At 48.0% G+C, this 17,591-nt stretch carries 22 protein-coding genes; 19 read left to right on the top strand and 3 right to left on the bottom strand.

Translation table 11 applies throughout. The annotated features are described in order from the left end of the window. Positions 1–43: 43 nt before the first annotated feature. From QMN93_RS18115 to QMN93_RS18025, 19 genes are all read left to right on the top strand, one after another. A complete protein-coding gene (locus QMN93_RS18115; RefSeq protein ID WP_009653096.1) occupies positions 44–217 on the top strand; it encodes a hypothetical protein in 174 nt (57 codons plus the stop codon). 41 nt (positions 218–258) lie between these two features. Next, positions 259–576 (top strand): hypothetical protein, encoded by a 318-nt coding sequence (locus tag QMN93_RS18110; RefSeq protein ID WP_007372316.1) that lies wholly within the window; start codon positions 259–261, stop codon positions 574–576. Position 577: 1 nt separating this feature from the next. Beyond that, on the top strand, positions 578–1,327 hold the full coding sequence (locus tag QMN93_RS18105) for a hypothetical protein (RefSeq protein ID WP_007372317.1): 750 nt from the start codon (positions 578–580) through the stop codon (positions 1,325–1,327). Between the two features lie 20 nt (positions 1,328–1,347). Next, a complete protein-coding gene (locus QMN93_RS18100) occupies positions 1,348–2,034 on the top strand; it encodes a hypothetical protein (RefSeq protein ID WP_016241554.1) in 687 nt (228 codons plus the stop codon). 158 nt (positions 2,035–2,192) lie between these two features. Further along, the gene (locus QMN93_RS18095) at positions 2,193–3,368 is read left to right on the top strand and encodes a ParB/RepB/Spo0J family partition protein (RefSeq protein WP_007372318.1); all 1,176 of its coding nucleotides are present in this window, start codon (positions 2,193–2,195) and stop codon (positions 3,366–3,368) included. 185 nt (positions 3,369–3,553) lie between these two features. Continuing rightward, the gene (locus tag QMN93_RS18090) at positions 3,554–4,063 is read left to right on the top strand and encodes a hypothetical protein (protein ID WP_223307977.1); all 510 of its coding nucleotides are present in this window, start codon (positions 3,554–3,556) and stop codon (positions 4,061–4,063) included. Continuing rightward, positions 4,060–4,428, top strand: coding sequence for a hypothetical protein (locus QMN93_RS18085; protein ID WP_007372320.1), 369 nt, complete (start codon positions 4,060–4,062; stop codon positions 4,426–4,428). The genes QMN93_RS18090 and QMN93_RS18085 overlap by 4 nt, the downstream gene beginning before the upstream one ends. A 14-nt stretch (positions 4,429–4,442) precedes the next feature. Then, positions 4,443–5,855, top strand: a complete 1,413-nt coding sequence (gene dnaB, locus QMN93_RS18080; RefSeq protein WP_007372321.1) for a replicative DNA helicase — start codon at positions 4,443–4,445, stop codon at positions 5,853–5,855. Positions 5,856–5,977: 122 nt separating this feature from the next. Beyond that, the gene (locus QMN93_RS18075; protein ID WP_007372322.1) at positions 5,978–6,178 is read left to right on the top strand and encodes a hypothetical protein; all 201 of its coding nucleotides are present in this window, start codon (positions 5,978–5,980) and stop codon (positions 6,176–6,178) included. Between the two features lie 126 nt (positions 6,179–6,304). After that, positions 6,305–6,670 (top strand): hypothetical protein, encoded by a 366-nt coding sequence (locus QMN93_RS18070; protein ID WP_008786579.1) that lies wholly within the window; start codon positions 6,305–6,307, stop codon positions 6,668–6,670. Positions 6,671–6,759: 89 nt separating this feature from the next. Then, positions 6,760–9,195, top strand: coding sequence for a phosphoadenosine phosphosulfate reductase family protein (locus tag QMN93_RS18065; protein WP_007372324.1), 2,436 nt, complete (start codon positions 6,760–6,762; stop codon positions 9,193–9,195). 23 nt (positions 9,196–9,218) lie between these two features. Continuing rightward, on the top strand, positions 9,219–9,593 hold the full coding sequence (locus tag QMN93_RS18060; RefSeq protein ID WP_008786576.1) for a hypothetical protein: 375 nt from the start codon (positions 9,219–9,221) through the stop codon (positions 9,591–9,593). Between the two features lie 10 nt (positions 9,594–9,603). Further along, on the top strand, positions 9,604–9,951 hold the full coding sequence (locus QMN93_RS18055) for a hypothetical protein (protein WP_008786575.1): 348 nt from the start codon (positions 9,604–9,606) through the stop codon (positions 9,949–9,951). 250 nt (positions 9,952–10,201) lie between these two features. Next, positions 10,202–10,552 (top strand): hypothetical protein, encoded by a 351-nt coding sequence (locus QMN93_RS18050; protein WP_007372327.1) that lies wholly within the window; start codon positions 10,202–10,204, stop codon positions 10,550–10,552. Between the two features lie 32 nt (positions 10,553–10,584). Next, positions 10,585–10,884 carry a hypothetical protein gene (locus QMN93_RS18045; RefSeq protein WP_016241553.1) on the top strand — a complete coding sequence of 100 codons (300 nt, stop codon included), beginning with the start codon at positions 10,585–10,587 and terminating at the stop codon, positions 10,882–10,884. After that, positions 10,884–11,708: a hypothetical protein gene (locus QMN93_RS18040; protein ID WP_007372328.1), complete on the top strand. Its 825-nt coding sequence runs from the start codon at positions 10,884–10,886 to the stop codon at positions 11,706–11,708. The genes QMN93_RS18045 and QMN93_RS18040 overlap by 1 nt, the downstream gene beginning before the upstream one ends. Before the next feature lie 61 nt (positions 11,709–11,769). Further along, positions 11,770–12,429, top strand: a complete 660-nt coding sequence (locus tag QMN93_RS18035) for a hypothetical protein (RefSeq protein ID WP_008786574.1) — start codon at positions 11,770–11,772, stop codon at positions 12,427–12,429. Between the two features lie 48 nt (positions 12,430–12,477). Beyond that, positions 12,478–12,723, top strand: a complete 246-nt coding sequence (locus QMN93_RS18030) for a hypothetical protein (protein WP_007372330.1) — start codon at positions 12,478–12,480, stop codon at positions 12,721–12,723. Positions 12,724–12,926: 203 nt separating this feature from the next. Beyond that, positions 12,927–16,304, top strand: coding sequence for a hypothetical protein (locus QMN93_RS18025; RefSeq protein WP_007372331.1), 3,378 nt, complete (start codon positions 12,927–12,929; stop codon positions 16,302–16,304). A 221-nt stretch (positions 16,305–16,525) separates the two neighbouring features. Here the strand turns inward: QMN93_RS18025 and QMN93_RS18020 are convergent, their stop codons facing one another. From QMN93_RS18020 to QMN93_RS26280, 3 genes are all read right to left on the bottom strand, one after another. Continuing rightward, entirely contained in the window at positions 16,526–16,849 is a 324-nt protein-coding gene (locus QMN93_RS18020) for a hypothetical protein (RefSeq protein WP_007372332.1), read from the bottom strand. Positions 16,850–16,940: 91 nt separating this feature from the next. Continuing rightward, the gene (locus tag QMN93_RS18015; RefSeq protein ID WP_007372333.1) at positions 16,941–17,132 is read right to left on the bottom strand and encodes a hypothetical protein; all 192 of its coding nucleotides are present in this window, start codon (positions 17,130–17,132) and stop codon (positions 16,941–16,943) included. Positions 17,133–17,530: 398 nt separating this feature from the next. After that, the gene (locus tag QMN93_RS26280; protein WP_003032489.1) at positions 17,531–17,587 is read right to left on the bottom strand and encodes an IS1 family transposase; all 57 of its coding nucleotides are present in this window, start codon (positions 17,585–17,587) and stop codon (positions 17,531–17,533) included. Between the last annotated feature and the right edge of the window lie 4 nt (positions 17,588–17,591).

Genomic DNA, 17,591 nt, shown 5'->3' with positions numbered 1-17,591 from the left:
CCAGCTATGATAAACATTATTATCAAGCTTAAAGGTGATACTTATGAAACCGTTTGGGATTTTCTATTCAGTAGAAGGCTGCACTTGTTCACTGTGCCGCTCGCGTGGCTATCGTAAAAACAATGCATACGATAGATCTCTTCGTGTAAGCAAACACCGCGCCCGTCAGCAGGCCAAGCGTGAAATCCGCTCCGCCGTATTCAGCATCGACAATTAAGAAAGGTTGATGATAAATAAGAAGAATAACGAGGATAACAAATGACTGATGAAAACCAAATAAAGGTGCTGTTTTGCATTCTGCGTCGTCGATTCGTGGATTATGTCCCTGAGTTTGAAAACTGTGTAGAAGAACGGGAAGTCATCAATGAAACGCCGAAGGGTTACCGTATGTCCGTCTCCTACGGCACATCAGTTTACCTGCACGCGGATTATGAGTTTTTCGAATCACGTCAGGCAGCGTATCAATGGTGCGCCCGCCGTGTGACCGCTAGCATTGAGAAGATGAAACAAAAAATGCAGGCGGCAGAAGCAACAAAAATAAAACTGATAGAAGCATCCGGGAACTGTGGCGAATAAGATGACACCACGTCAAATTATCCTCTCACATATTACAGCTGAGAAAGCACTCCCACGAGGAACGCTGATCTGGTTATTCTACGAGAATGCCGATGATTTAATCAGCCTGAATGAAGTGGGCGATAATCTTGAAAGGTGGCATCAACGAGTTGGGTCGCCTGAAGAAATTCAGGTGATACTGGATATGCCTGATGACGATTCAGAAGTCTGGCTATTCAGCCCAACAAAATTATTCTCCCCACGGGTAAAAACCCCCGTTCTGACAGCCAGAGATAGGGCAGTTGCTCGCTATGGCGTTTCTCGCGTTATGACGGCGGAGAAAGTTGTTTTTCTGTATTCAGGGTATCTTCTGCACCTCTATAGACAGGCATATGGTTTCACCGGCCCTGCGCCTGAAGTTCGGGTCAACTGGAGTGCCAAACATTCATGGGGCGGCAGGAGCTCAATCACTATTTCACCATCGTCCATTTATCCTGACAGTGATACACCGCGCTATCGCTACCATGAGTACGCACATATAGAGCAGCGTAAGGACATCGGAGCATTTTATTCAATCAATCAACTGGATCATATCAAAGGCGTAGTGGCACATGAGCTTGCGCACTTTTGCCAGCGCCACACTGGAAAAGATAATTTTAAATTTGGTTTTCCGGTACTCCCTGAAAAAGATTTCAGAACGGCTCATGGTGATGGGTGGCAGTTCTTGTATGCATTTTTCAGAACAGAATTAAATAAAAGAATTCAGCGATAACCCAAAAAAAGGCATAACCAATGTACCTTCTTTCCATTTTATTATTTACATTTGTTTATCTGTTATCCTTTAATTCTGTTATAGAGGAAAATAGAGACCGCTATTCCATACAGACTTTTGCAATAGTGATGATCACGATATTCCTGATATCAATGCCAGTAACAACAACTTTTGTGTCGTTGATGCTTGAAGAAAACCAGAGAGAGCATCGTGATTTGATTTCCTTCCTGCAAATCAATTCCGTTTGGTTCGCAGGAGCCGGGGGGCTGGTGGCTATCTTCTTGTCAGCCCTGACAATGGTTCGCCTGAAGCAAAAACGTATCCGTCACAAAACATCGAACCTTAACCTCATCGTTGTGGGCCTTTTCGCGGGCGTAGTCTCTTTTGCCAGCGCGTATAAGCATCTAGCTTTCTTCAGTGGGGATGATGCGGGAGTGTTTTTATATGAGGCTATACCAGCCATCGATGACATCGACTGTAACGCGCCAATACTCCTGGTGAAATGGGAACCTGACTCAAAGAAGCCAACTGCATGGCGATGCCCTACGGGCGTTGCATTCAATATCAATAGTCCTACTCCATTCCTACCTTGGGGTTCATATGAGGAAGGGGAGAGTTCAAAACTAAATGAAGTGATGACAATTTTGATGAAAAATGCGGTCAAAATCGAAAAACGTCGCCATCTTGATGTCATCATTACGAGCTAAGGCCTTGTAATCACTGGATTACAGGGCTTTTTTATGTACCCGAAAAAAAAGAGACATTTTGTCCCCAAATACGCTTCGTCACCTGTTTGGTGTGTGTTTAACTGGATTTACAGCAAGCAACGAACCTCGCGACACAATAACTAAAGCGGAGAAACACCATGAACACCGACGTTAAAGCTATCTTCGAACAAAGCCGTACCCTGGAAAATCTGGAAGGCGCTGCGGTACTGATGCGCAGCTTAGACAAAGCGCCATCATCACTCCGAGCACTGAGCGATTTCGTAACCAAAGCGCGTAAAAGCGGCAATACGGAACAGTTCGAAGAAGCCGATATCGGGCGTAACAACGTCTTTGCGGTGAGCCCGTACTGGTTGTTTGTGGAAGAGGGACTGAACCTCCGCGACGTAAATTATGACCGTGCGGTAATGTTCAAACACGCTTATCTGGAACGTCCTCAGTCAGTGCCTGTCATCCGCGTTAAACCAGTAGTAGTGGAAGGCGTAACCCGCCTGAAAATCATTGATGGCCACCACCGTTTTGCTGGCCTGATGATGGCGATTGCTGAGGGCGCGAGCTTCCAGAAAATCACCGTCGAGGAATTTGAAGGCGGCAAGGACGAAGAAGTCTACAACATGATCGAGAGCGCCAACTCCCTTCAGTTGAAGATGGTGGAACGCGCTGAAGGCTTCAAGCGCCTGATTGGCTGGGGTCACACCATTGAGTCGATTGCTCAGCGTCTGGGTGTCTCTCTGGTCACCGTTCGCCGCAGTATCGTGCTGGCAAACGCTGACTTCAGCATCAAGATGCTGGTGAAAGAAGATAAGGTATCTGGTGACGTTGCCGTTGACGTTATTAACGAATGTCAGGGTACTGACCGCGACCCGTATGAAGTCCTGATGGAATCCCTGAAAAAGGCAGAAGGAGCTGGGAAAACCCGCGTCACTGCCAAATTCGTGAGTTCCAAGAAAAAGACTGGCCTGAAACCGAAAGTTATCCGTAAAACCTTCGACAGCCTGTTGCCAACCCTGAGCCAGCTGCGCGACCAGATCCCGCCGCAGCCGGAAGGTGAGCATGAAAATCAGATCGAAATTACGGAAACCGTGCCGGAAGAAGTCGTCTTACGCCTGACTCCTGAAATGGCCCGTACTCTGATGGCTACCCTGGCTGAACTGGAATCAGCAAAACAGGCAGAAGATGCTGAAGCTAATGGTGACAACGACGGTGATAGTGCTGAAAACAACGGCGGTGCTGACGATGCGACTGATGCCGATACCGATGGCGCTAACCAGCAGAATGGTGAAACTGAAGAGACTCAGCTGCACCCGGTGTACTAACCTCCCAGCAGGTCTTTAACAGACCTGCATAAAATTCCTTTTCATTCTGATGGGCCGGATAAACCGGCTCATATTTTTGCACATATAAATGGCCGCATTTTGCTGTCTTAAATTTTTCGATGATAGACAGGAGCGCATTAAAATATCAGGGTTATAGACTTTTTTGGATAGCAATGGGGGTCGCGTTGAATATTCAGACTAATTATATCGAGCTGCAAAATTGGCTCGAAAAGGCAAAAAGTATTTATTCCTCCGCAGGATGCCCGCACGAAAGAGTTGATGATGGCATTTTAAAAATTGCAATGCAGGTAGCGGCTATTAGAAAAACAAAACCAGATATGCTGCATGTATTCCTTCAGGAGTTAATTACTGAGTTCAAGGGTTATAAACTCATTCAGTGCCGATTCAATAAATCCAATTATGAGCATTTTGTTATGACCCCGGAAATTCAGATTCTGATCGGTGGTCTTATGGATAAAGCGTCAGAGGGAATAATGCTGGCTTCTATCTGCCACATGCTACAGGTAGATACGTTATCCGAACTTCTAAGCCTAATCCCAACGGGAATGCCAGACACCGATGTACTGGATGCGCTATGGCGTGATCAGAAGACGCCCGCAGGACTGAACCTGCTTGATGACTTCGTACTTCTGGATACCGTTGCGCTGGCTAATAAGCGGGGGATTGCTGCATGAATGTATCGGCGTTGATTAGTAGCCTCTATGTGACCGTTATCGCCGGGCAGGAGCTGGAAGCAAAAGCTCTGGAGCATCACGAACGCCGTACAGCTGGTCGATTTTGCCGAAAAACACTTTCTGTCCACGCGGTGAAGCGCAAGCCCGGGGTGGAATTTCTGGCGCGGCTGAAAGTCAATTACGCCCGCGCCAACCTGACAAACTGCGACCCCGGTACAGTAGCCGAGCTGAGGCTGGTGGGCCGCTCTGATGAAGCGAATGAGCTCTCTGAAGCAATTCTAAAGGCAATAGCATCCAGTTACCCGGAGTTGGTATCGGAATGCGCACGACAATTACAAAAACAAAAGCTATTCCAGAACCTCTGAGGCCACTTATGACTATGGCGGACATCTCGTTTACCGAAACAGGTGAGACAAAGCAAACAGCTGAATACAGCTTAAAAACCCCTCCGCAATCGATAGAAGCGGAACAGTCCGTGCTGGGCGGGTTAATGCTTGAAAACCAGAGATGGGATGATGTGGCAGAAATCGTTAGTGAGCAGGATTTTAGTTCTCGACCGCATCGCTCAATTTTCTCTGCAATGAGATCGCTCGTTGCGAATCAATTCCCGATTGATTTGATAACCCTCGCTGAGCACATCGAAAACGAGGGAGAAGGTAAGCTGGATAGTCTCGGCGGTTTCGCCTATCTGGCAGAACTGTCAAAAAATACGCCCAGTGCGGCAAATATAATTGCCTACGCGCAGATCGTCAGGGAACGTGCCGTAATCAGGGAAATGATAAAAGTTGCCAACGAAATAACCGAGGCCGGTTACAACCCGGAAGGTAGGACAAGTGACGAATTGCTTGATCTTGCAGAAAGCCGGATTTTCCAGATTGCAGAGCAAAGGGGAAATAAAAGCGGTGGGCCGGAAAATATCAGCAGCATTCTGGACAGAACCGTTACCAAGATTGAAGCCTTGTTCCAGCGTCCCCATGACGGGGTCACTGGAGTTGATACCGGCTACGTGGACGTGAACAAGAAGACAGCCGGTCTACAGCCCTCGGATTTGATTATTATCGCTGCCAGACCCTCAATGGGGAAAACTACGTTTGCAATGAACATCTGCGAGAATGTATCGCTGACAAACGATAAGCCCGTCATGATTTTCAGCCTGGAAATGCCTACGGAACAGCTCATGATGCGCTCACTGGCATCGCTATCACGCGTCAACCAGACCAGCATCCGAACCGGACAGCTCGATGACGAGGACTGGGCCCGGTTATCCGGCACAATGGGACTGCTGCTGGAAAAAAAGAACATTTACATTGATGACAGCTCTGGCCTAACACCTATGGACGTTCGCTCCCGGGCGCGTCGATTGTCCCGCGAACACGGTGGGCTTAGCCTCATTATGATCGACTACCTTCAGTTGATGCGTGTACCGTCGTTATCTGACAACAGAACTCTGGAAATTGCTGAAATCTCCCGATCTCTGAAAGCACTGGCAAAAGAGCTGAATGTACCGGTAATCGCTTTATCGCAACTAAACCGCTCGCTTGAACAACGTGCCGATAAACGTCCGGTAAACTCAGATTTGCGAGAGTCAGGCTCCATTGAGCAGGATGCTGACCTGATCATGTTTATTTACCGTGATGAGGTCTATCACGAAAATAGCGATATGAAAGGTATAGCCGAAATTATCATAGGTAAACAGCGCAACGGGCCTATAGGGACAGTACGTCTCACATTTAATGGTCAATGGTCTCGATTTGATAATTATGGTGGCCCTGAGTATCATGATGACGACTGACCATAAAAGCTACTGACCTTATCCTGATATTTAATTAAAGGTTTTCGACTGTTTAATTTCGCCAGCTGATTGGCCCGATAGATAATGGTTCTACGGACAGCAATCTTTTATATAGGTGTAAAATGAAAACGATACTCTCAGCTTTATTATTCGTTGTTTCATGGAATGCACTGGCACAGGATGAGGGAAATAGTGGTGATAAAAAGCAACAGGCAACGGCAACTATTCAAATTTCGATTACAATTTTACCCGAACCGGTAAAACCAAAGATCACCAAAGAACAGGTGAGTGATACGCTAACCGTCATTTCTTATGAATGGTAGCATCCAGACAACCAACGGTTAAGCCTGCTCCAGCAAAGAAAAGTATCTTTCTGAACATCACTTCGTCACCCGAATGCCTCGTGATTTAATAAGTAAACAAACCGGACAATATTCACGAGGTGTTTTATGACAAATGAAACTCAGAACAACGCATCCGCACCTGAAGAGTTAATCACGCGTATATCGCAGGTCATTAAACGCAAGGATGGATCTGAAGTGAAAATTACTGCTCAGGCTGCGTTCGGTGCAGGGTTAACTCGCTCTATCGATGTATATGTTCTTCGTCGGGATAATGCTGATTCAAACTGGCAAGGTTGCAGTAATCGACCAAAAGCAGGATGGCGGAATATGTCTGTAGATGAATATATCCGTGAAGGGCGCTCTGAAATGCTTAAGGCAGTTACGCCGGGAGAAATTCTAAAGCTCACAAATGCCATTGGCAAACCAATGAGTTGTCTTGATCAATTATTTCCATCCCCGATTACTAAATAAATCATTAAATAATACCGCTGGCCTTATTCGTCAGCTGGTACGCCCGTGTTTAAATAAATATACAAAACGAATAAATAAACAGGTGAACCATGCAACAGGTAATCGACTTTGGCACATCAGAACCGACCCTTGCCCCAATCCTTACCGGGGATAAATGGGATACGGTTTGGCAAACACTGGCTAATGACGAAGACCTGAATTATGTCGATGCCAGCACTGGCACGAGCATGGCCAATCTTATCACCACCGGCACAAACGCCATTTATAAAGCGCTTACTGACGGCTGGACTATGAGCCTGGCGTATTCATCAGGAAAGGACTCTGAGTGCGTTCTGCACCTCTTCCTGATGGCGCTGGTAAGGGCTACCCGCAATGGCACAAACATCAGCCAGCATCACTATGTGATCCACACCGACACGGGCATCGAGAATCCAGCCGTCCGCTGGCTGGCAGACACAAAACTCGCCGAACTTGAGGCATTCGTTGAAAAGCACCAGTTACCGCTGAGCATTGTAATTGGTAAGCCTGGACTGACATCTGGGTGGACTGGCCGCATCCTTTCAGGGCGAGGATTGCCAACATTTTCAAATAGTTCCGCCAGACAGTGCTCGATCGACTTGAAGGTCGATCCTGCACGTCGGGCCCGTGCCGAGTACATGCGAGGACTGCCTAAAGCCGTTCGTCAGCGCGTTTGTCTGCTGCTGGGTTCCCGTGATGCAGAGAGCACAACCCGTGCCATGAACATCGAAAAAAAAGGCGGGAGCGCTGAAGACGTTAAACAGACAAAAGAGGGCGGTGAGCTCTATCCGATCCGTCACTGGCATCAGGGGAACGTATGGGAATTCCTGCTATCGTCCGGGGATGAGGCTCGTTTTGCGTTACCCAGTTACCTGCCTAACAATAATGAAACTGCTGAGCTCTACAAAGAGGCTACGGGCGAATGTGTCTGGACGGGTTCTGAAAAAGCAAAAAGCGCCTGTGGTTCACGATTTGGCTGTTACCTTTGCCAGGCTGTAGGGCTCGACCGCTCTATGGAAAACCTGCTGAATGCCGACCCGGAGAAATATGGCTATATGGCTATCCTGAACCGGCTTCAGCGTTTCATTGCCAAACGCCGTTATGCCTGGGAAGACCGCCATCCAGTGGGCCGCACGGTATACGAAGGTGGGTATATTAAGATCCAGCCAGATGTATACTCGCCGAAATTCCTGGAACGTCTGTTACACATCTGCTGTAGCGCCGACTACGTAGAGCAGCAACGCGCCGATGACGTTGCCGAGAAACTCGCTTACGGCTTGCTGGAAGACAATGCGCATAACCGTCGCATGTCCCGGCCTCAGTTCCGCATCGTCAGCGAAGAAGCCGTTGTGCATGTCGATTTCATGTGGGCTTTCCATCATTTCAATGACAAGCCTTTTAGGGCACTGGAGATCTACCACCGCGTCTGGGCCCACGGCGAGCTGGATCTGTTGACTGATGAACCGACGATGCCTGTAGTCCCTCAGTCCCCAATCCCTAAAGCAGTCTGGCTGAAGGTGGGGAAATTTGGCGATGACTCACTATTTGATGGGCTGGCTGATCCTGTTGCGGAAATGACCTATTTCGACGGCGGAGATGACGAACGCGCCGCACGTGTCATCAAGACAAGAGACGGCCACCGTCGTGTTGTCAGTTTCAGCGAAGATAACGAAGTTACCGTAGATGAAGAGTCTGCAAGCTTTGTGTTATGGGTGGAATACCCACGCCTTAAATCTGCTATTGAGAGCGGGGCGTACACCGCTGGGAGCGCGGCGCAGTTCTACCTGCGTTTCGGCACGGTATCTCTGTGCAAAGGTAAGTCAGCCTTGTATCACAAAATGATGCAGCGTGGTCAAACCTACCATCGACTCGGCCTGACCGGATTCCAGTCGATGGAAGGGATCACAGCTCGAAAAGACCTTCGCATCCTCTCGACCGAGAAATACCAGCATGTTCTGAAAAGAACGCTGGAGGCCCGGATCATTCGTTTTAAATGGTGGGCTAACCTCGCTTTCACCATCCAGTACCACATGACCCGCATGACAGAATTTGGGTTCTGGCTGCATCGCGTCTTACGCCAGGAAAGCCATAACGAGCTTATGGACGAGAAAACGCTGTGCAAAAACAGCCTGGAAACTGTCCTGATCAACCAGACCAATGCCTGGTGTCTTGTGATGAGTGACGTGGGCAACAAACCTGATACATCAAATGCGCTGCGCCGCTACTGGAGACAGGAGCGGGCCCGAGCTTTCGCGCACTGTGCTTCAGTACCGGAAGTCCTTAAATCGCTGGTGGCTCGTGAGATGTTCAATATTTATCGACGTGCGCTTTATGAACTCAATAGCCATAAAGAGTTGAGCCTTGGCCTGATACACATACAGGAACTGGCAACTCAGAACGCGGACGCGTTACGGATCCATATCAAAATAATGATGCGGTTAATCAGGCTGTGGCAATTGTCAGGTTTAACAAGCATTGGTCAGAGTGAATTTTGTGAGGCGGCTTAACTGCCTGGAATAAAGGGAAAATAATGAAAATCATGCTTTCACTAGGCTCTGTTGCTATTACGACAGTAGCATCTATGTTGTTGCTGTGCAGCCAGGCTAATGGCAGCAACGGGAACAGGCCTTTACGGATCAACGAACCTGTTCAGATTACTATCGAACAAGTGATGTATCGCATTGCAAATGGTAACCAGAATATCGGCATGAAAATGCGTGAAAACCCAGTGCTGTTTTCGGGTCATGCCGGAATCAGTGTAGAGCTAAGTGATTTTCCGCCCGGGTCAAAATCCGCGCCCGTACCCGGAACTACCGTAATGCTGCGTACCGCTTTGTCTGGTCAGACAGAGGCCTGTTATCAGCAGCACTGCTACTCAGCCGAAGTGACCACGTACAACGAATAGAGGTCTTGCTATGGCAGACAGAACTGATGGAATGAAAGGAAGAGCACTGATTAGGCAGTTGTCCGGTATGCCACCCGGCGTTAACCCATTAAACGTTCCTCAGCCGCTTAAGCGAACCGTGTGCCTGGCAAAAGGCATAGTGGATACATGGGATAGTTTTCCATCCGAAAACAACCTTGCAATCGCCCTGGAAAACGCCGCTGCAATATCACGGCTGGCGATAAGCCTCCTGCAAGAACGGGAAGTACTGTACCGGCAGCTGGCATCTCTTGGAGTAGAACCAGAGAAAATGAAACAATCCGTCGAAGCCATCCCGATGGAAACGCTTTTAAAAAGCCTTCCAATGAGGAAAAAGTAACTTTCTAGCGTTTTTTGTTTCCGCTGTAAGAAGACACCTTTTTTGGTGCTCAATAGCAGTATTTTTTTAACAGATAAACTAAACGAATTCAATATTTCTTAAATTCAAGCACATTTTGTCTTCTTTTAAATTTCGTCGTAGGTTTAATGCAGTTAATAATGTTACTCACGGATTAATTTTTAAAAAATACAGAGCCTAATCAGGCTATACGGGTTTTGTAATTGCTATCATTAAAGTCACGAGGAAAACCATGAGTGCATACGTCGAGCAGGTATTTAATGATGTTGAAAAAATGCGTGGCAAAGTTCTGGCCGACCGATTCCGCATGGTATTCAAAAAAATCCAGCTTGTGAAGAACGACGACTCAGACGAGGCCTACAACCTGAAGCAACAGGAAAACCTAGCCGCTGTCACTGAACTTCAGAATGCTGGTGGTTTCATTGATTGGGACATCAAGGTCACTAAGTATAGCAACACATCCACTCAGGTTGAGTTGCGGCATAAGGTAGATGGTGTGCTGGTATGGCGCGATTTTACCTTCGTAAGCGATTTTGTATTCGAACTCGCTAAAAACGTTGTCTATTCAAAAGAGACGGTCTGAATTCAATTATTGCATTAATAACCGGTGGAAAAATGGAGCAACTGACACCTGCAAAACTCGACTCGATGATTACTGAGACTACAACTGAACTGCTATATGCGCAGAGGGCACTTATCAGCCCAAGCCGAGCTGATGCGATGGAAAAGAAAGCGTCTCAATTACTCAGCATATTATTGGAGTTAAAGGAACTAAGAAATAAAAGCCCACAAAAAATCATACTGCCACCCCCTGCATGTTGCTTTGCAGATCATAGTTATCCTGCATATTCCAGAGACCAAGTTATTGCAATACTTGATTCTCTTGGACATAAAATTATTGAAAAGGAAAATTAATGCGCCAGACAAAAATCGTAAATATATTCTATGCCAGTGCTGAAGAGCTTCAGCTAGGCATTAACGAGATAGATACTGAGATTACGACCGCTTTGCAGAACGGCAATATGGAAGCCGTCAAAAAAGCAACGTTACTTAAAAACACCATGATTAGTCTGCTGGACAACAAACAGAAGGGCGAGCTGGTTCAAGAAACGTGTACGTCAGGCGAAAAGGCTGATTCATCGGTAGAAATAACGGACGCAATGGCCTACGCGTTCCACGCGGCATCTGGTGAGGGTGCAATTGGTTCCGATGATGTTGAAGAGATAAAGCGTGGTCTGCGGGTAGTTATCAATGAGTGTGGCCTCACAAATCACCTCGTAAAGATCCCTGCTGGTTTACACGATGCAACAGCTCAGCTTGTAGTTAACTTCGCCTCTGAGATGGCGGGTAAGCTTTACCGGGCCCAGGAGAAGTATGGTCGTGGGGCTGAATGGGCAAAATCTGACTGGAAGGATGAATGCCTCAAAGAGCTCCACCGACACCTTTCAAAAGGTGATCCACGTGATGTAGCAGCCTACTGCATGTTTTCGTGGCATCACGGTTGGCTGACCCACAGCGAACAACCTGCTATAGCGGGGCTCAGCGAAAGAGTTCTGTTCGATAGCTTTATGAAAGATGATTACTCACCTGATTCAAGTGGTTCAGTATCAGAGGAAGAAGAAAGGGTCTTTCTTGAGGTGCTCTTTCACATATGGCAAGGCCGGGCCGCAGTTCAGAATGGATTAACTCAACAGGAAATGGATATCGTAATGAAGTACCGGGAACAAAATCAGAAATAACATTACTGCGTTCTGACAACCAGTAAATTAACTCGATGCGGTATTTCAGAAAGGAAAAATTATGATCGTTCTCAAATACCCTCCTTACCCATCGCCCTTCTGGTTCCGGGGGGAAAAAGATAAAACGGGTGTGGTTACCGAGGTTGGAACAGTTTATGTGGAAGCAACAAAGGATAACCTGCTGCTGGTGGAGGGCACACTCCCTCCGGTAGGTGCGACTTTGTTTCTTACACCTGACCGGTTCGATATTAAAGCTGAAACTGAGATTGATAGCCGGGCCCGACGAGAGGAACAGGCCAGACAACGTCTGACACGGCAAGAAGAAGAACGACAGCAAAAGGCCGCTCTCGATATGAAGCTGATGCAACAGGCGCAAGAGCGAAACGCTCGTTTGTATCTTCCGGTACGATGGACAAGCGGATTCAAATCGGTGATTTCCGGGCTGACGGAAAACAGTAGCGGTAACGGTATAAACCGGCGAACTGTGATTCACGTGCTTTTACTTGAGGACATACGTGATGGGCGCCTGGTCAGAAATGAAGGGGATTTTCTTTGCACCGCCGCAGGTGGAAGTAACGGCAAGCTTTGGGTTAACCCAGCCACCCATAGTGATGGTGAGTACGGGCCTTACGTATGTGAAATAACGTGTAAGCAGTGTATTAAGGCTGCTCTACGTTGGCAGGATAAAAATAAGGCCGTCCCACCGGAATGTGTTCCGTAGGTATCAGGCGAACCGATCACCACGCTATAGAGAGAGGGGACAGTGAACATGCAAGTTGCTAAAAACAAGTACGCCGTTCTGGACAGTGCGATCATGAAAATACTCGGCAAAGAGCCGGTTCCATTTTCACTGATTATGCTTCCAGACGTAGCTGGTGAGTGTTCCCGACTCGCTGATGAGGAGAGGAATAAGCCGATGCCATTCCGCATTCTTGACCGGCGGTTACAGGCGCTAAGAAAGGCTGGCAAAATTCAGTTCGTGACCGGAAAAGGCTGGGTAAACCCTCTTTCCTGACCACCCGCAATTCGTACTGCATCTTCCTTTTCGTAAAAGGCAACTCTTCGTTGCCTTTCATCCCCCAGAGCTATTCGTCACCTGCCCCCCCAACGATAAAATCAAAGTATCACAAACAATATGTCCCCCATTTAAGCCATTAGAAACACCATGTCCTAGTACAATAGCGGCAACATGGCTAAAGCCGGGGGAAGGAGATCATAATGACGGGTATCGTGCGCATTGAACAACCGGTAGAGCGAATTGAACGTTTCCATTCTCTTCAAGGCGGTCAGTACTGGCGGGCAAATGAAGCCATTGCTGAAGAGAACATTGCCGCTTCCGAAGTACTGCTGATTGAATCGCTGCGTTGGGTCGACAACAAACTGCATACGGTCATTCTGCGCACCCACCCATCAAAACATGGCCAACACATTCGGTTTGAATATACCGATGAATCTGGCCGCACTTGTGGCACTACCCGTAGCTTCACTCAGCACCGCTTTTTGTTTGATGACTTCGTTAACAAATTCACCTTTGCTGCTGACTCGAAAGAAGTCCGCGAAAGTGAAGTGCAGGCCTGCCAGCAGTTGGCTCAGAAGCTGACCGTTGAACTTTCCGAGGCGATGACAAACCCTGAACGCATGAAAGAGATCATTGCGGAACGCCTTGAAAAAGAGCAGACAGAAAAAAGCGAGAACAAACTCAATACTCTACCCGCGACGATTGACCAGTACACAAACCTCGCCACCGGCCCGTTAGAAAATGCGCTGACATCCGGTGTCAATGAGGAAAGCATTAAGGGAATGATGGAAGCGGCTCGGCATGGACATAAACTGGCCGTCATACAATCTGAATGGCTACAAGGTAAGAATAACGAAATTACCAGGGCCGTTCAGGCCGTCGTACCCTATTACCAGGAAATGGCTGCGGCGCAGCTGGCCGCATTCGAAGAGAGCAGGGAGAACGTTGAATCGCTGATGAAAGGGATTGCGTCTCTGGATCTTTTCATCGGCAAAGATGTTGTCGTCAACACGATAATCAAAGGCAATTCAGCCCCGAGCGACATTCCTCTGACATTTGTCCAGAAAAAGCTACTGATGGATGAGGAGCTCGCTGTCTATCTGGATCTGGGAGACTGGTTCGATTTCACCAAAGCAGATTTATTCGACCAGGCACTGCAAAAACACCCGGGCCTAATCGAGCAGATTTTCCCGACCCAACGTTGCGTACTGGTTATGGCCGTCACCAGACGGCACGTCAATTATCAGGATCCGTGGGAGGCTGCGGCCAAAGACTTTCAAAACAGATGTGTCTTCCTGCTGGTACGAGACGGCGAAAATATTTACCAGGTATGCAGCCCGGTTGAATCTCATCTGGGCGCTCATACGCTGTTCCCTGAACGTGACGAGCAGGACGCGCTTTTTCGCGGTTTTGACGGTTCTCGCATCACCTTCCGCGATGTAGCTTACACTGACCGGCTGCGGGCGCATGAAAAGATGGCGCTGCACTATAAACGTTTCCTGATCCTTTGCTGCGGGCTCGACCAGCGTGAGCGCCTGTTTGGCGAATTCTATGATCGCAGTAGTAACATTAATTTCATCTCGATGGACTTCCAGGAGAAATATTGCCGCTTTATTCATGACGCAGATGGAACCGGTCTGTTGAGTGACCCGGAGGCCGATACCAGACCATCGCTGGAGTCCTACATTAAGCAGGCGAACCAGCACCTGCGTTCTGGTTCACGCGTCTTTTGTGAGTGGAGACAGGTCGTTAATCCGGTTACCGCACCCGGGGCAGCTAAGGATGATTCAGGTAACGGCTACCGGGGACATTCATTCACGGTTGATTTCGTTAAAAGCCGTAGTACCAGCGTGGCATACCAGAAGAATGAAGAGATCTACGTTGATGTGCCAGTCGTTCAGCACACCTACAGCCGTAATGCGAAGTCAGACAAACGAGAATTCAATGCCAAGGTATGCCTCTCAAAATTCAGAACCTCTGATAGCCTTGGCTATCTTTGCCTGGACACGGTGAAATCCGCCGATCTCGAATATTACATTCACAACCGGCGTATCCGGGCTAACCATCTTTATTACATCCGGCTCTTCAAAGAACTTGCGGCACTGCTGAAGCTGGAAGAAACGCATGAAGAACAATACCGAAGCAAAATGCTGGCGGCTTTAAACGCCGGGAACATCGGTGACGAAAATGACCGGGTTGCGGCTGTAGATAAAACGATTCAGACGTGGCGCTGCGCAAACCGAGGTGCATCCCTCCAAAGTGGTCTGGAAGATGAGAAGCAATGGAAAGCGCTCCTTGCCATGATGGATTTAATTGCATGGCGAGGTCATGCAAGCATCCCGCAAATTGAATGCTACTGTGAGCAACTTGGAAACTCTCCTCTACGGCTTGTGGTAATGCCAAACGGCAAACTGGGCCTGTATGTAGCCCCACGAGCTGAAGAACGAAACGATGCAGCTGAGAAACACAAATGGGCTATACGTGTGGTATTGAGTCTGACGCGTACCGGTGTGAAAGAGGTATCTCGCTCATGGGCTCTGGTTAACGAACTGAGCGTATCTGAATGCACCCTCAAAGAATGGCCGCTGGTGGATGAGTGGAAAGGGTTAAAGTCTGTATTTGAAAGCTACGACCGGAAACTTAAAGCTCTGGCAGACATTGAACTGGGCCGTGAGACTCTCAAGCGTCTGAATCCCAGCAACCAGGAAGGTCTGAGCGAGCTGGCAGAATTGTGGATTAATGCTTTTGAAGAAATGAACTTCTACCGACCGACTGGCGGGATCGTTCAAAAGCCAGTAATGATGATCCCGATTGGTCTTATTGTCGACCGTGAGGAGTGGTCATACTTATATCTTGGTACACGCGGCTCTGCGGTCGAGTATATCTATCAGAATCTGAATGATAAGGCACTCAAGGCCCGGGTAGCCCACCGTCTGATTTCAAATTACGAGGTCAAAGAGGGTAAGCTCGATAATCTTGCCAATAAGAAAACAAGTCTGGGTCTCTTTTGCACAAAACAGCGCCCGGACATGGCCCCTTTTAGCGCAGACCGAAACATAGAGACATATGGGCCTGATTTCGGCGTTAACCATGCTGTGCTTACGCATATGGTATCGTTTAAATCGCAGATAGCGCTGATTCAGCAAGAGGCAGATCGCGGCTTACACCGTCGCTTCACGATAGCCAGCAACCTGGTCAGTTCAGCCGGGGAGTTGCTTATCGATCAACTGCTCGGCGATGCGGCGCGAGATGCAGATGAGCCGGTAGATATTCTTGAGGTGGTTATTAACCCAGCGCCAACCGGTGAACCAGGGGCGAAGCTGAAGAAGAATGGTGAGACATTCTGGCATAAGCACTGGTGTGATTTGTGTAAGCCAGGAACCGAAGAAAGCCTGGCACTCTCCCACATTCACGCGCCGGATCACGTCATTACGCGGACTTCGTTCAGTTCCAAGGAGGATGCCATCCTCTTCGTACTCAAGACGATGCCGCAGGCCAGAAAATACGAAAAGGATTTCTTCCGCGACAATGATTTCGATGTACCTGATGGGATTATTGAACGGTGGATAGACCGTTAATCATATGCAGTATGAATAAAAAAAAGCCCGCTTTAGTCGTTGCAAGCGGGCTTTTTATTTCTTCGCGTTACAGCTGTGGCATCAATTACAAAACGGAACGGCTTGGTGCCGGGGCGAAGAACGGAGAAAGGGATAGGCACGAGGTGGTGATAATGTTGCTATTCATATGGGGTATGAATAAGAAACAGCCCACTTGCGAGTACTAAGTGGGCCATTGAGGGTCAGGCATAAGACTCAGACAGAGCAGTAGCGGCTTCAAGCGCCGGTTCAAGCGACAGGCTGTTATCGCTGATAACATTCCATCCCTCATTGCCGTAAACAAAATGGACGTAACCTGCACGTTCAGTTTCTTCAGGGCGATAAGCATAGAAGTAGTCTTCATCAGTAGAGAACATGGCTTCAACAATACGTTCTACGTTCGTAGAGCGCTTCAGCACAATCTCTTCTGAGTCGAATACCGAGATGCTATATCCTGCTTCAATCAACCCGGTTGCTGCTGCCCGGGCAATTTCCTGCTCAATACGTTGCCGCTGATCTACGTTCATGCCTGCTGCTCCTCGATGGGAAGTGAAGTCGAACACACGAGAAAGCATGAACTATAGTTCACATTTAATCAATAAAAAAGGGAACTATACTTCACTTATTCTTGGTTTTTTTTAATACTGGTAGTCCTGCAAGCGCATCGTTCCAATGCTGCTCGCGTTCCTCATTACCTGAAATATTACTTATCCATCTTTCGGACTTGCCCCAGCGCTGTGCCAGCGCCTGCCGCGTCCAGCCTTTGCGTTTCATCTCTGCTTTAAATTCATCGCTGGTGGGTTTGTACATAGGTTAATCCACGTGAACTATAATTCACCTGATAGTACGGTAAGGCTGGTTAAGTAACAACGGGATATCGACGGTCATCTTCCGTTCCCGCACACGGGCCAGTGCTCCTGGCTATACTGAGTCAAAAATGCGGAGGACACATTATGTTTGAACGTATAAGCAGGTTTTTCGCTGGCGCAACAAAACAGGAGAGGGCGGAACCGTCAGTCTCTATACCTGAACCTGTTACTCTTGAGGGTGATAACGCGCCATCAGCTATCGAACATGACAGAAAAATAGTCCATGACAGCAGGGTATTTATACATAGGTCTTTAGGCTTTATACTTATGGTATATTCTCCCGAATTATTCAGAAAAGCCATTAATCATGACATATGTCTTGGCGGTAATGACTCCAACTTACTGATAGTGTTTTATGTTCAGATAATGCCCGATGACTTTGTCATGCAGCTCCACCGAT

Origin of the sequence: Enterobacter sp. R-1.6.2 (assembly GCF_035064085.1) — a bacterium.
Lineage (GTDB): Bacteria > Pseudomonadota > Gammaproteobacteria > Enterobacterales > Enterobacteriaceae > Enterobacter > Enterobacter asburiae_B.
The sequence above is the reverse complement of the archived record's forward strand: the minus strand, read 5'-3'. Positions and strand labels throughout refer to the sequence as shown.